The sequence below is a fragment of the Bradyrhizobium sp. 186 genome, from assembly GCF_023101685.1.
Classification (GTDB): Bacteria; Pseudomonadota; Alphaproteobacteria; order Rhizobiales; family Xanthobacteraceae; genus Bradyrhizobium.
Map to the genome: position 1 here is coordinate 4,698,947 of NZ_CP082164.1, position 12,544 is coordinate 4,711,490.

A 12,544-nucleotide genomic window follows, 5' to 3' on the forward strand; every position below is an offset into this window, starting at 1 on the left:
TTTAGGTTGTTGTTTGAGCATGATCTTTTCGGAAAACCGCTTCGCACTTTTCCGGATCATGCCCTAGAAATGATGCACGCCGAGGGCCGAAAACGCGCCGTCATGGATTTCGTGACCATCACTCGTCGGCTGGCCGAGAAAGCCGAGATGCAACGTCAGTGGCGGCAAGGCGGCCATCGGCACGGCGCCGGCGGTATCGAGCGCGCCAATTTCATGTGCCGGTGCGCCGTCATGCGGTGCCGCAAGCGGTGAACTGACGATATCGGTGACCAGCGCGTCGAACAGGTGAGTGGCCGGCGCCTCATGTGTCAGGGTTTCGGCGGACTGCACGATGCCGCCGAGGAGGCCGGTGACATTGTCCGCGAGCTGGCCGATCGTGCCGGTTACCGAGGACGTCAACTGCGCAACGGTTGTGCCCAGGCTCTCCAGCGTATGCGACACCACCGCAAGCGATGTGTCCACAAGGTGAGTGATCGTCGTTCCGAGCTGGAGAATTGACGCAGCCGGATCGACCGCGGAGGACGTGGCTGCCTCGGCATGCGTGGAGCCGTCTCCGGCCGCCATGAGGTGATCAGTTGGGACGGGGGCGCTCGCCGCAGCCGGCCCGCCAGCGGGGACAGATGCGGTGACATGGCTTTCTGTCGCGGCTGCGACGTTAGCGCTCCCGCCGGAATCCGGGATGTCACCGACGATCGCGGCGTCGGCGTGGCGCGCCGCTGAAACCTCGTCCGATGATGGCGCGACTGCATCGCTATGCTGAACGCCGGGAGCCGGCTGGTGCTCGCCCGGCGCCGCCTCTACAGGCGTCGAGTCGGGTGCGGAGGGCGAGTCCGTCGAGGGCGGTTGAGCCTCGATGGCATCATGATGCCGGGTCGTGTGGGCCTCGTTCAGGAAGGCGACCAGCGCGGTCATGAACGCGACTGTCTCGTCGGTCGCGATGTGACGTGCAAGCTCCGCCTTCTCTGCGCGACGGTTGTTCCGATCGGACGCGGTCATAGGCCCTTCTCCTCGTCAGCGTTCGCGGAAGGCGCGGGTCAGTTCGTCGCGCAAGGGGCCGAAGAGGTATTCGAACAGCGTGCGCGGGCGCGTCGGCACGATCACCTCCGCCGGCATGCCCGACTGCAATTCGACGCGCGACTTCTTCACGTCCTCCGGCTCGAGCGAGACTTCGACCGCGTAGTAGCCGGGCCCGGACTTGTCGTTGTTGGTGACGCGGTCGGCCGAAACCGTTCTCACGGTGCCGTAGAGGCGGGGACGTTCCGCATAGTTGACGCCGGTCAGCCGGATTTCGGCACGGCGGCCGACCGTCACGTCGTTGATGTCGGAGAGCTTCAACTGCGCGTCGACGATCAGCGGATTGTCGGAAGGCACGATGTCCATGAGCTTTGCGCCCGGCTGGATCACGCCCCCTTCCGTGAACACGTCGAGCCCGACGACCGAACCGGTCGCCGGAGCCCTGATTTGCGTGCGGGCCACCACGTCGGTCGCGGCATCAACCTTCGGCGCGAGCTCGGCGAGCTTGTTTTCGGTCGAGCGGAGTTGATCGGTGATTTCGCTCATCCTTGCGCGTTCGGCCTTGGCGATCTCAAGCTCGTTTTGCGAAATCTGCTGCTGCATGCCGGCGATGGTGGCGCGTTGCGCGCCGATGTCGGCCTGCAGCTTGGCGTCCTCGCGCTGCAGCGCCAGGATCCGGGTTTTCGGCGTGTAACCCTGTTCGTACAGGTGCTGCGCGCCATTCATCTCGTCGGACAACAGCTCGCGCTGCTTCTCGGTGCCGGCGAGCTGGGCCTGCGTGCCGCCGATCTGGGCGGTCAGTTCGGCTATCTTGCCGTTGACCACGGCTATCTCCGCGTCGAACTGGTGCTTGCGTGCGGCCATCATCGAGATCTCGTTTGCCATCGCCTGGCGCAGCGCGGGCTTTGTGTTCGCGCCTTGCGGATCGACGCCGAAGTCCGGCGCATCGCGGCCGTCGCGCTCGGCGATCAGCCGGGCTTCCGCAGCACGGGCCGCATCGCGATCGGCAACCAGCACCTCGAGCCTGGCGCGCGGATCGCTGTCGTCGAGCGCGACCAGGAGCTGTCCCTTCTCGACACGAGCCCCGTCGCGGACCAGAAGCTGGCGGATGACGCCGCCATAGGGATGCTGCACGCTCTGGCGCCGACCCTCGACCTGGAGATTGCCGCTGGCAATGGCGGCCCCCGAGATCGGGGCAAGCGTTCCCCACAGCAGCATCGCGGATGCGAACGCACCGGCCACGATGGCGCCGACGAACGCCGGCCGCCCTGGTCGCGCATAGGCGGTGCGCTCGCGATCGGCGACATAGGTCCCGCCGAGCGTACTCATGATGCGGCGGCTCGTGCGGTGGCCTGCTGCTGCAAGGCCTGATAGACCTCGCCGGGCGGGCCGAGCATGTCGAGCATCCCATTGCGCAGAACCATCATGATGTCGACGATGTCGAGGATCGTGGTGCGGTGGGTGATGACGATCACAGCGGCACCGTCGGTCTTGGCCTGGAGGAGCGCGACTTTCAACGCTTCCTCGCCGGGACCGTCGAGATTGGCGTTGGGTTCATCCAGCACGAGAAGCGGCGGACGGCCGAGCAGTGCTCGTGCCAGGCCCAGCCGCTGGCGTTGGCCGCCGGACAGTCCGACGCCGCCGACGCCGAGCCGCGTGTCGTACTGCCGGGGGAGATCGAGCACCATCTCGTGGATTCCGGCACGTATGGCCGCCTCGATGATCTCCTCGGTCGAGGCATCGCCAAAGCGCGCGATATTCTCGCGGACGGTGCCGGCGAACAGGCCGACGTCCTGCGGCAGATAGCCGACATGACGGCCGAATTCGACCGGATCCCAATGACCATAGTCGAGACCGCCGAAACGCAGCCGTCCCGCGGCGGGCGCCATTGCGCCGACCAGCAGGCGTGCCAGCGTGCTTTTTCCGGATCCGCTCGGACCGACGATGCCGAGCGCCTGGCCGCCCGCGAGCGCAAACGAAAGGCCTTTGATCACCGGCTCCTTTCGCGTCGGCAACTCGCAAACGAGCTCCTGTACCTCGATGGTGTTGCGCAGCTTCGGCACGATGGTCTGCGGCGGGATCAGGTCGATAGTCGCGAGCAGATCGCGCACCTGTGTGTAGCCATCGCGCGCACCGATGAACTGCTTCCAGGTGCCGACGGCCTGTTCGACCGGCACCAGCGCCCGGCCCATGACGATGCTGGCGGCGAAAATGGTCGCGGGCGTGATGGCGTGGTCGATGGCGAGCCAGGCTCCGGTGCCGAGCATCAACGATTGCAGCAAGAGGCGAAAGAAACGGATCGACGACGTCATGACCGCATTCTTGTCGCTGGCAGCCGCCTGCTGCACCAGCATCGCGGAGCGCTGGCTCTGCCAGTTGCGCTCAACGGCCGGCTGCATGCCCATGGCGCGGATGACATCGGCATGGCGCAGTACATTCTCGGTGAAGACGTAGGACTGGTTGCCGGCCGCCTCGGCCTGTTTCATCGGAGCGCGGGTCAGCACCTCGTTCACGCCGGCAAGCCCCAGCAGCAGCAGGGCGCCGATGCTGGCCACGATGCCGAGCAGGGGATGGATGAAGAACAGCAGCAGCAGGTAGATCGGAATCCACGGCAAGTCGAAAGCGAAATAGATGCCGGGCCCTGTCACAAAGGTCCGGAACTGGTCGAGCTCGCGCAGCTGCTGCGCGCCACGCGAGGCGCCGCGCTCGGCCGATCGTACCACCAGCGCCTCGAACACACGTGTCGATAGCTCCATGTCGAGCCGGATGCCGCAGCGGATCAGGATCCAGGCGCGTACTGCGTCCAGGCCCGCCATGGTCAGGAGTGCAACGGCGAGGATCAGGGTGAGAAGGACGAGCGTGGAGATGTTTTCGTTGAGCAGGACGCGGTTGTAGACCTGCATCAGATACAGCGGGGAGCTGAGATAGAGCAGGTTGATCGCGCTCGAGAACAATCCGGCCCAGAGGAAGTGTGGCCAGAGTTTCAACAACGCCTCGCGAACGTCGTCGCCCCGATACGACGACCCTGCCGCTTCGTCCGCGACCGTCGAAAGCCCTGCCGCCATCTGCGATATCCTCGAAAGTGAAGTTGCTGCGCCGATTGCCTCGGCTGGCTGAGAAGGGGCCTGCGGCAGACGCTGGCGGGCTCACGCAATGAATGACGTGGGGCTTGACGCCCCACGCCAAGGATTGGTCCGCGAATGTGCGGAATTGCGACTCAAACGAGGCCGTGAAGGAGGCCCCCGACGTCGAGATGGCCGACGTCTGCACTGACGCCAATCGCGGTCGGGGCGGAGATCGAAGCATCGATGCCGCCGGTTCCCGCAAGGCCCGACGCGGATACGTCAACGCTGGGATTGGTTTCGATCAGCGCTCCGACGTCAAGCGTGTGCGACAGATCGACGGCGCCGCTGGCACCGGCCGCTGCACTTCCACCTGCGCTGGCACTGCCAGACAGCGTATCCGTTGCTGTTCCGAGCAGACCGTCGACAGTACCGAGCAGGTTTCCGAGTAGAGCCATGTGTACTCCTTTTGGTTGGTTGGCAGTTCAGATCGCGACGAAGAGTCGCTGCCCAAGAAGTCGCCGCGCCGTGAAAGGTTGCTGACTCACATGAGGCCATTTGATGCTGATTTTTTGGGCGCGGAACTCTCGTCGTGCATCGGGCGCCTGACTCCGTCGTCCGGCAGAAACGATCCGGAGCTTGATAATTTATCCCGGACTACAACCTCGTGCGTTGCCTGACAGGAAAAACATCCCAGAGCTGGATCGATCGCCGGCGCAAAATATTTGACTTTGTCGAAATTCGGAAATCGCGCACAGGCCACGCCTCCCCTAACAAAAGCCGCGGACAAGCGCACGTAGTGCGCGCCAAATCCATGACCCGTCGGGCTTCGCCGGACGACGTTGTCGAACGACCTACGTCCAATCCAGACAGGAATGCCTCTTTGTGAGTTGTGCCGGAGCGCTGGGCGGCTACCATACGTTCGAAGCTTCCCCGGAACGGGAAGCGGAACTGCGAGCGGGAGGCGACATGGGCGATCAGGCGCGGATGGTGAAGGGATCGGACCTGTTTGTCGCAGCGCTGGAGAATGAAGGCGTCGATCGCATATTCGGTGTCCCCGGCGAGGAAAATCTCGACCTGGTCGAATCGCTGCGCACGTCCAAGATCGAGCTGATCCTGACCCGCCACGAGCAGGCCGCCGCCTTCATGGCCGCGACCCATGGGCGGTTGACCGGCAAGCCCGGCATTTGTCTCTCGACGCTTGGCCCGGGCGCGCTCAATTTGTCGACGGGGGCGGCCTACGCGCATCTCGGCGCGATGCCGATGATTTTGATCACCGGCCAGAAGCCGATCATGAGCAGCCGGCAGGCGCGCTTCCAGATCGTGGATGTGGTTGCGACCATGAAGCCGCTGACGAAATTGTCGCGGCAGATCATCAGCGCCTCCAGTATCCCGACCGTGGTCCGCGACGCCTTTCGCGTGGCGATGGAGGAGCGGCCGGGGCCGGTGCATCTCGAATTGCCCGAGGACATCGCGGGCGATGAAGTGCCCGCAGTCCCGGTGATCCCGACCCATCCGATCGAAATCCCGGTTGCTCATCGCGCCGCGCTCGACCGCGCGGCCGAGATGATCCTGGCCGCGAAACATCCGCTGGTGATGATGGGCGCCGCAACCAGCCGGCCGCGCGCGACCCACGGCATTGCGAGTTTCGTGCGGCGGACGGGGATCCCGTTCTTCACCACGCAGATGGGCAAGGGCACGGTGCCCGGCGGCACCAATCTCTATATGGGCACGGCGGCACTGTCCGAGCGCGACTATGTTCACGAGGCCATCGATGCCGCCGATCTGATCGTCGCGATCGGCCACGATCCGATCGAGAAGCCGCCCTTCATCATGGGTCCCTCGGGGCCGAAGGTCATTCACGTCAGCTACACGTCGGCCAGCGTCGAGCAGGTCTATTTCCCGGACGCGGAAGTCGTCGGCGACGTCGGCCCAAGCCTGGAATTGCTCGCCGACCGTGTCGAAGGCAAGCTGCCGCAGGCGGCGGCGCTATTGCCGCTGCGCGAAAAGATCCTCAGCCATATTGCCGACCGCGCCACCGAGGCGCGCTGGCCGCCGACGCCGCAGCGCATCGTGCACGATATCAGGCAGGTGATGCCGGAGAACGGCATCGTCGCGCTCGACAACGGCATGTACAAGATCTGGTTCGCGCGCAACTACCGCACCCGCGTCGCCAACACGCTGCTGCTCGACAATGCGCTGGCGACGATGGGCGCCGGCCTGCCGTCGGCAATGATGGCCGCGATGCTCAATCCCGACCGCCGCGTGCTCGCGGTCGCCGGCGACGGCGGCTTCATGATGAACAGCCAGGAGATGGAAACGGCCGTCCGCCTCAAGCTCAACCTGGTCGTGCTGGTGCTGGAGGACAACGCTTACGGCATGATCCGCTGGAAGCAGGCCGTCGATCATTTCGCCGATTTCGGCATGACCTTTGGCAATCCCGATTTCGTCCTGTACGCGAAGGCCTATGGCGCGAAGGGGCATCGCATCCAGTCGATCGACAGGTTTGCCCCGACGCTCGACGCCGCGTTCGAGGAAGGCGGCGTGCACCTGGTCTCGATCCCGATCGATTATTCGGAGAACGTGCGGGTGCTCGTCGACGAGCTGCGGGCGCGGGAGAGGTAACGCAGGTAGTTTGATGCACAGCCATTCCCACCTCGTCATTGCGAACGCAGCGAAGCAATCCAGAATCTCACCGCGGCGGCAGTCTGGATTGCTTCGTTGGGCTCGCAATGACGGGGTGTGTTGCCGGCCGGAATACGTTAACAACTTGTGTCGCCATCATTGATCTCCGACACTCCCAACCATCCAACCAACCACAGGACTAAGAAATGACGCGCGTTCGCTGTATCACCGAGATGGGCATGGGCGTCGACGTCCACGGCAAGGACGCCACCAAGGCCGCGAAGCGCGCGGTGTCGGATGCGATCAGGCATTCGAGCCTCGGCTTCTTCCGGATGATCGGGAAAACCGCGAACGACATGTTCGTCGATGTCACCATCGCGGTGCCCAATCCCGAAGCCGTCGACAAGGAAGCGGTCGCCAAGGAGCTGCCTTACGGCACGGTGACCGTCAACGCGGTCAACGGCGGGCTTGAGATTCCGGCGGAGCAGGGCAATGACTCTATCCTCATCGCCAATGCCGCCGTCATCGTCAGCTTCGACAAGGAATAGGGGCCGATGCCCGATTCCGATCTGACATTGCTGGACCGCCCGATCTGGAGCGCGCTGACGACCCGCCAGAAGGCATTGGCGGAAGGCGGCCCGCGCGCGCTGCGCTATCCCGTGGCGATGACGCCCTTCGCCGACATGGTCGACATGTCGGCGGCAAGCTTCGCCGCGCTCGGTGACCTCCTGTCGGACTCGCAGGTCGCCGCTCTGTTCACGCCGGAGGCCGTCGACGTTCCCGCCGGCTTCAAGGTCGTGCTCGCCGAAAGCGGCGAGCAGATGATCGGCTCGCCCGCTGACAGCCCATTGCGCGACGCCGCGATCGTCAGGCTCGGCGTTGCCGATGTTCCCGCCATGATGGCGTTGACAGAGCTGACCAAGCCCGGCCCGTTTGCCGCTCGCACGCACGAGCTCGGCACGTTCCTCGGCATCCGCGCCGGCGACGAGCTGGTCGCGATGGCGGGCGAGCGGATGAAGCCGGGCAATTTCACCGAAATGACCGCGGTCTGCGTGCATCCCGAACATCGCGGCCGCGGCTACGCGCAGGCGTTGCTCGCGGCCGTCGCGCGCCAGATCGAGGCGCGCGGCGAAATTCCGTTCCTGCACGTGTTCTCGAGCAACGCGTCGGCGATTGCGCTCTATCAGCGGCAGGGGATGGCAATCCGGCGCCGCCTGCACGTCACCGCACTGATGAAGCAGGGATAAGCGGCGCCGTTGTTCGGGTGGGCTTCATATCCGACGAATTCAGGCTATATCCATCCCAACCACAATTGGGGGAATACATGGACGCCAGGACAACCGATTTTTCCACGGCACGGACGGCGATGCAGCGCTACGTCGATCAGGAGATCATCCCCGGTGTGTCCTGGGCGGTGCTGCGTGGCCGCGAAATCGTCGATCAGCAATGCGTCGGCTTTGCCGACCGCGAGGCCAGCACCGCGCTCCGGCCTGACCACATCTTTCGCGCGTTCTCCAACACCAAGATATTCGTCACCTGCGCGATCATGCTGCTGGTGGAGGAGGGCCACATCGGGCTCGATGATTTGCTCGAAAAATTCCTGCCGCAGCTCGGCAATCGCAAGGTGCTGAAACAGGGCGCGGCGAGCCTTGCCGATGTCGAGCCGGCGAAGGGCCCGATCACGATCCGCCAGCTTCTGACTCACACGTCGGGCCTCAGCTACGGCATCTTCGATCCCGGCACCGTGCTGTTCAAGGGTTACAACGAGGCGCGCATCCTCAATCCGCTAACGCTGCTGACCGACATGATCGACGGCCTTGCCGATCTGCCGCTGTCCTATCATCCCGGCACGGGCTGGGAATATTCGGTGGCGACCGACGTGCTCGGACGCGTCGCAGAGGTCGTCTCGGGCAAGGCCCTCGATGCCTTCTTCAAGACGCGCATCTTCGATCCGCTCGGCATGGTCGATACCGGATTCTACGTCCCGCAGGCGCAACAGGGCAGGCTGGTCGCGCTCTACACCGGCGCGGACGTGCTCGACCCGATGAAGCCCGGACTCACGCGGGCGGACAATCTGCCGTTTCCACAGGCTTATCGGCGGCAATTTCCGCGGCTGTCGGGCGGCGGCGGTCTGGTTTCGACTTTGCCGGACATGCTCGCGCTGCTGCGCGCGCTGTTGCCCGGTTCGGATGTGCTGCTGAAGCCGGAGACGCTGCGGCAGATGATGACGAACCAGTTGCCCGCAGGGCAAACCATTCGCTTCGCCAATCTCGGCCCCATCCCCGGCAAGGGCTTTGGCCTCGGCGGCGCCGTCACCTTCGCGCCGACGCCCTTTGATCCCGCGAATTCCACCGGCGAATTCCAGTGGGGTGGGCTCGCCGGCACCCATTGGTGGATTTGCCCGCAGGCCAATTCCGCCGGCGTGCTGATGGCCCAACGCTACATGGGCTTCTGGAATCCGTTCTTCTTCGAGTTCAAGCGGCTGGCCTATCAGGCGGTTGGAGGCTGATCGCGAAAAAATTTGCAGGCTCCCGCGAATCCTTTGCGGTTATTGCGTCCTCTTGTTGGTCGGGGCAGTTCGCCTCGGCTCAACTCGGAGGATGCGATGGCATTTTACAGAAAGAACATCGGCGGCTTGCACCAGGTGGCGCGGATTGCCGTTGGAATAGCGGTGGCGGTCGCGGCGTTCGCCTATCTCGCCGGTGCTGCCGCGTGGCTCATCGTGCTCGGCGGCGTGGGCTTTGCGCTGACGGGGCTGGTCGGCTATTGCCCGATGTGCGCGATGGCCGGGATCGGAAGAGGGGACATGTCGTGAGCGCGGCCGCAATCTCGCCAAACCTGTTTGACGCGGCGCGGCTCGGCGACCAACATGCAATCGCCCGCCTGCTCGAGACGGCGCAGCCGGACATCCGCCGCTATGCGCGTGCAACCTGCCGCAGCTCGGCCGACGCCGAGGATGCGACGCAGGAGGCGTTGTGGATCCTGTTCCGGCATGTCGGCACGATCCGGTCGCTGCTGGCGTTTTCCGGCTGGCTGTTCAGCGTGGTCCGTCGCGAATGTCTGCGGCTCGCGCGCAAAGCCGGCCTTGCGCCGGCGATCGACGACAGCAAGGCGGAGGCGCTGCTGCTGTCGCGCTCCGAATCCGATCTGCGGCTCGACGTGGCCGCCGCCTTCGAGGCGCTGCCGCCGCACTACCGCGATGTCGCGCTGATGCGGGACGTCAAGGAAATGACCATCGACGAAATCGCCGCCGCGCTCGGTGCCTCCCGGCAGACCGTGAAGGCACGCCTGCATCGCGCCCGCGCCCTGATGCGCGAATATCTGACGAGATGAGACATGACCGATTATCAAACCCCTGACGATCTGAAATCGATTCCCTCCTTTGTCGCGCTGGCGCCGGTCGAGGCCAACGCGTTCCTGGCGTTCAATCATGCCGTCGAACGCAAGGATGGACTGATCCCGCCAAAATATCGCGAACTGATCTCGCTCGCGGTCGCGCTCACCACGCAGTGCGCTTATTGCCTCGACGTGCATACGGCGCAAGCCGCGAAGGCGGGTGCTACGCGCGAGGAAGTGGCGGAAGCTGCGTTGATTGCGGCGGCGGTGCGCGCCGGCGGTACCCTCGGCCATGCGTTGTTGGCGCAGCGCCTGTTCGAGCAACATCGAGGTGACGGAGAAAAGTAGGTGCCTTGCAGACATCTGGACACGTAGTTTGCCAAACTATCTGGGCCTCGACGGATTTCGCTTTGGCTGGGTGGCGGCCTGGATCGACGATCGCGGTGATCAAGGTTTTGATTATTCGCCGGGCCTCACGCGTCTCCTTGCAATGCCGCATGCACGCGCGATGGTCGACATGCCGATCGGATTGAATCCGAGCGGCTATCGAGCGTGCGACTTGCGTGCACGCGAACTGGTCGGCGCCGCCGTGTTTCTCGGTGCGCGCCGGGACCTCTGGAGGTTTCCCGACATGGCCGCGGCCAATCGGCATTATTGGGAGCACGAGGGCAAGGGCAGGGGTGTGTCGGCGCAGCTCTGGAATATCAGGGACAAGATCAGGGACCTCGACGAGATCATGACGCCGGCACGGCAAGAGATCGTCGGCGAAGCGCATCCGGAATTGATCTTCTGGAATCTTGCGGGCCGCGTGCACCTCGACAGCAAGACGTCGGCGCGCGGCCGCGAGCAGCGCATCGCGCTCCTGGAGCAACGCGGCTTCACGCGCCTGCCGAAATGGCTGACCCAGCGTCATGGCACCGGCATCGGCCGCGACGATCTCATCGATGCCTGTGCCTGCGCGGTCGCGGCACGCGACGGCTCGCAGCGCGTCGGCGGTGAGGAGGTCGATCCGCGGGGCTTGCGGATGGAGATCAATTATTGAGGCTGCCTACCGCGCGGCCACGGACCGGGAAAAACTGGCAATTTATTTCAGATGTGCAGGAACTGCCGGTGATCGGCCGGCGTTTCCCGTGCGAACCTGACACCGAGTAGCTCGCGATGAATGATGCCAGTCAATTCGCGACCGCGATACTCACGCTCGCTTTCGCCGTTGCACTGCTCGTCACCGGGCAGCTCTTCATCGAGCAACGCGCGCAACGCGATATCGCATACGCCACGACCCATTTGCTGCGGCCGCTCTGATACGACCTGGGTACGCGTGCGATGGTGGAGGGCCTTGCGTCATTCGTCCGCTCGCCTAGATTGGGCTGCATCTCACGCATGCAGCCGGGGTCTCGATGTCCGATCTCTCCACCTTTCCCATCACCAAGCGCTGGCCGGCCAAGCATCCTGAGTTGCTTCAGCTCTATTCCTTGCCGACGCCGAACGGCGTCAAGGTCTCGATCATGCTGGAAGAGATCGGACTGCCTTACGAGGTGCATCTGGTCGACTTCGGCAAGGACGACCAGAAGACGCGGGAATTCCTCTCGCTCAATCCGAACGGCAAGATCCCGGCGATCCTCGATCCCAACGGTCCCGGCGGCCGGCCGGTGCCGCTGTTCGAGTCCGGTGCGATCCTGCAATATCTTGCCGAGAAGACCGGCAAGCTGTTGCCGCAGGATGCCGCGCGCCGCTACCAGACCTTTCAATGGGTGCATTTCCAGATGGGCGGCATCGGTCCCATGTTCGGCCAGGTCGGCTTCTTCCACAAATTCGCCGGCAAGGATTTTGAGGACAAGCGGCCGCTCGAGCGCTACGTCAACGAGTCCAAGCGCCTGCTCGGTGTGATGGAGAGCCATCTTTCCGGCCGGCAATGGTTCATGGATGACGACTACACCATCGCCGACATCTCCATGCTCGGCTGGGTGCGTAATCTCGTTGGTTTCTACGGCGCCGGCGATCTCGTCGAATTCAGCCAGTTCAAATCGGTCGGCGCCTGGCTCGAGCGGGGCGTGGCGCGACCGGCGGTGCAGCGCGGGCTGAACATTCCAAAGCGGCCGTGAAACTAGAACAGCCGCCCGCCGTTCGGCACGGGCTTGCTCGGCTGCACCAGCACGACCTTGCCGTCGGCATCGGGAAAGCCGAGCGTCAACACCTCTGAGACGACCGGCCCGATCTGGCGTGGCGGGAAATTGACGACTGCCGCGACCTGCTGTCCCACGAGCGTCTCGATCGGGTGATTTTCCGTGATCTGCGCCGAGCTCTTGCGCACGCCGATGGAGGGGCCGAAGTCAATCCAGAGACGCCAGGCCGGCTTGCGCGCCTCCGGAAAAGGCTTGGCGTCGACGATCGTGCCGATGCGGATATCGACCGCGAGGAAGGCGTTGAAGTCGATGGTCGGCGACACGGCGGCGGCGGGATCGTAGGTGACGTGCATGGGGTTTCCGTTTGGAGAGTCCACAAGTTCG

Annotated in this window: 15 protein-coding genes; 9 read left to right on the top strand and 6 right to left on the bottom strand. The window is 64.3% G+C overall.

The features are described 5' to 3' along the window. Positions 1-63: 63 nt before the first annotated feature. From IVB18_RS22380 to IVB18_RS22395, 4 genes are all read right to left on the bottom strand, one after another. A complete protein-coding gene (locus IVB18_RS22380) occupies positions 64-996 on the bottom strand; it encodes a hypothetical protein (protein ID WP_247991111.1) in 933 nt (310 codons plus the stop codon). 15 nt (positions 997-1,011) lie between these two features. Next, positions 1,012-2,343, bottom strand: a complete 1,332-nt coding sequence (locus IVB18_RS22385; RefSeq protein ID WP_247991112.1) for an HlyD family type I secretion periplasmic adaptor subunit — start codon at positions 2,341-2,343, stop codon at positions 1,012-1,014. Next, positions 2,340-4,079: a type I secretion system permease/ATPase gene (locus IVB18_RS22390; RefSeq protein ID WP_247991113.1), complete on the bottom strand. Its 1,740-nt coding sequence runs from the start codon at positions 4,077-4,079 to the stop codon at positions 2,340-2,342. Before IVB18_RS22390 ends, IVB18_RS22385 begins: the two co-directional genes overlap by 4 nt. 152 nt (positions 4,080-4,231) lie before the next feature. Further along, on the bottom strand, positions 4,232-4,534 hold the full coding sequence (locus IVB18_RS22395) for a hypothetical protein (protein WP_247991114.1): 303 nt from the start codon (positions 4,532-4,534) through the stop codon (positions 4,232-4,234). A gap of 529 nt (positions 4,535-5,063) precedes the next feature. Between IVB18_RS22395 and IVB18_RS22400 the strand changes: the two genes are divergently transcribed. The 8 genes from IVB18_RS22400 to IVB18_RS22435 all read left to right on the top strand — a co-directional run bounded on the left by IVB18_RS22400 (position 5,064) and on the right by IVB18_RS22435 (position 11,079). Then, positions 5,064-6,701 carry an acetolactate synthase large subunit gene (locus IVB18_RS22400; RefSeq protein WP_247991701.1) on the top strand — a complete coding sequence of 546 codons (1,638 nt, stop codon included), beginning with the start codon at positions 5,064-5,066 and terminating at the stop codon, positions 6,699-6,701. A 206-nt stretch (positions 6,702-6,907) separates the two neighbouring features. After that, a complete protein-coding gene (locus IVB18_RS22405) occupies positions 6,908-7,249 on the top strand; it encodes a Lin0512 family protein (protein ID WP_247991115.1) in 342 nt (113 codons plus the stop codon). 6 nt (positions 7,250-7,255) lie between these two features. Next, a complete protein-coding gene (locus IVB18_RS22410; protein ID WP_247991116.1) occupies positions 7,256-7,948 on the top strand; it encodes a GNAT family N-acetyltransferase in 693 nt (230 codons plus the stop codon). Between the two features lie 77 nt (positions 7,949-8,025). Then, positions 8,026-9,210: a serine hydrolase domain-containing protein gene (locus tag IVB18_RS22415; RefSeq protein WP_247991117.1), complete on the top strand. Its 1,185-nt coding sequence runs from the start codon at positions 8,026-8,028 to the stop codon at positions 9,208-9,210. Positions 9,211-9,306: 96 nt separating this feature from the next. Then, positions 9,307-9,516, top strand: coding sequence for a DUF2892 domain-containing protein (locus tag IVB18_RS22420; RefSeq protein WP_247991118.1), 210 nt, complete (start codon positions 9,307-9,309; stop codon positions 9,514-9,516). Continuing rightward, positions 9,513-10,034, top strand: coding sequence for a sigma-70 family RNA polymerase sigma factor (locus IVB18_RS22425; protein ID WP_247991119.1), 522 nt, complete (start codon positions 9,513-9,515; stop codon positions 10,032-10,034). The genes IVB18_RS22420 and IVB18_RS22425 overlap by 4 nt, the downstream gene beginning before the upstream one ends. A gap of 3 nt (positions 10,035-10,037) precedes the next feature. Beyond that, positions 10,038-10,385 carry a carboxymuconolactone decarboxylase family protein gene (locus IVB18_RS22430; protein ID WP_247991120.1) on the top strand — a complete coding sequence of 116 codons (348 nt, stop codon included), beginning with the start codon at positions 10,038-10,040 and terminating at the stop codon, positions 10,383-10,385. 28 nt (positions 10,386-10,413) lie between these two features. Then, positions 10,414-11,079, top strand: a complete 666-nt coding sequence (locus tag IVB18_RS22435; RefSeq protein WP_247991121.1) for a DUF429 domain-containing protein — start codon at positions 10,414-10,416, stop codon at positions 11,077-11,079. Positions 11,080-11,126: 47 nt separating this feature from the next. Here the strand turns inward: IVB18_RS22435 and IVB18_RS22440 are convergent, their stop codons facing one another. Next, a complete protein-coding gene (locus IVB18_RS22440; RefSeq protein WP_247991122.1) occupies positions 11,127-11,294 on the bottom strand; it encodes a hypothetical protein in 168 nt (55 codons plus the stop codon). 140 nt (positions 11,295-11,434) lie between these two features. Between IVB18_RS22440 and IVB18_RS22445 the strand changes: the two genes are divergently transcribed. Next, a complete protein-coding gene (locus IVB18_RS22445) occupies positions 11,435-12,139 on the top strand; it encodes a glutathione S-transferase N-terminal domain-containing protein (RefSeq protein WP_247991123.1) in 705 nt (234 codons plus the stop codon). Positions 12,140-12,141: 2 nt separating this feature from the next. Here IVB18_RS22445 and IVB18_RS22450 read toward each other — a convergent pair whose 3' ends face one another. Beyond that, positions 12,142-12,513: a tRNA-binding protein gene (locus tag IVB18_RS22450; protein ID WP_247991124.1), complete on the bottom strand. Its 372-nt coding sequence runs from the start codon at positions 12,511-12,513 to the stop codon at positions 12,142-12,144. Between the last annotated feature and the right edge of the window lie 31 nt (positions 12,514-12,544).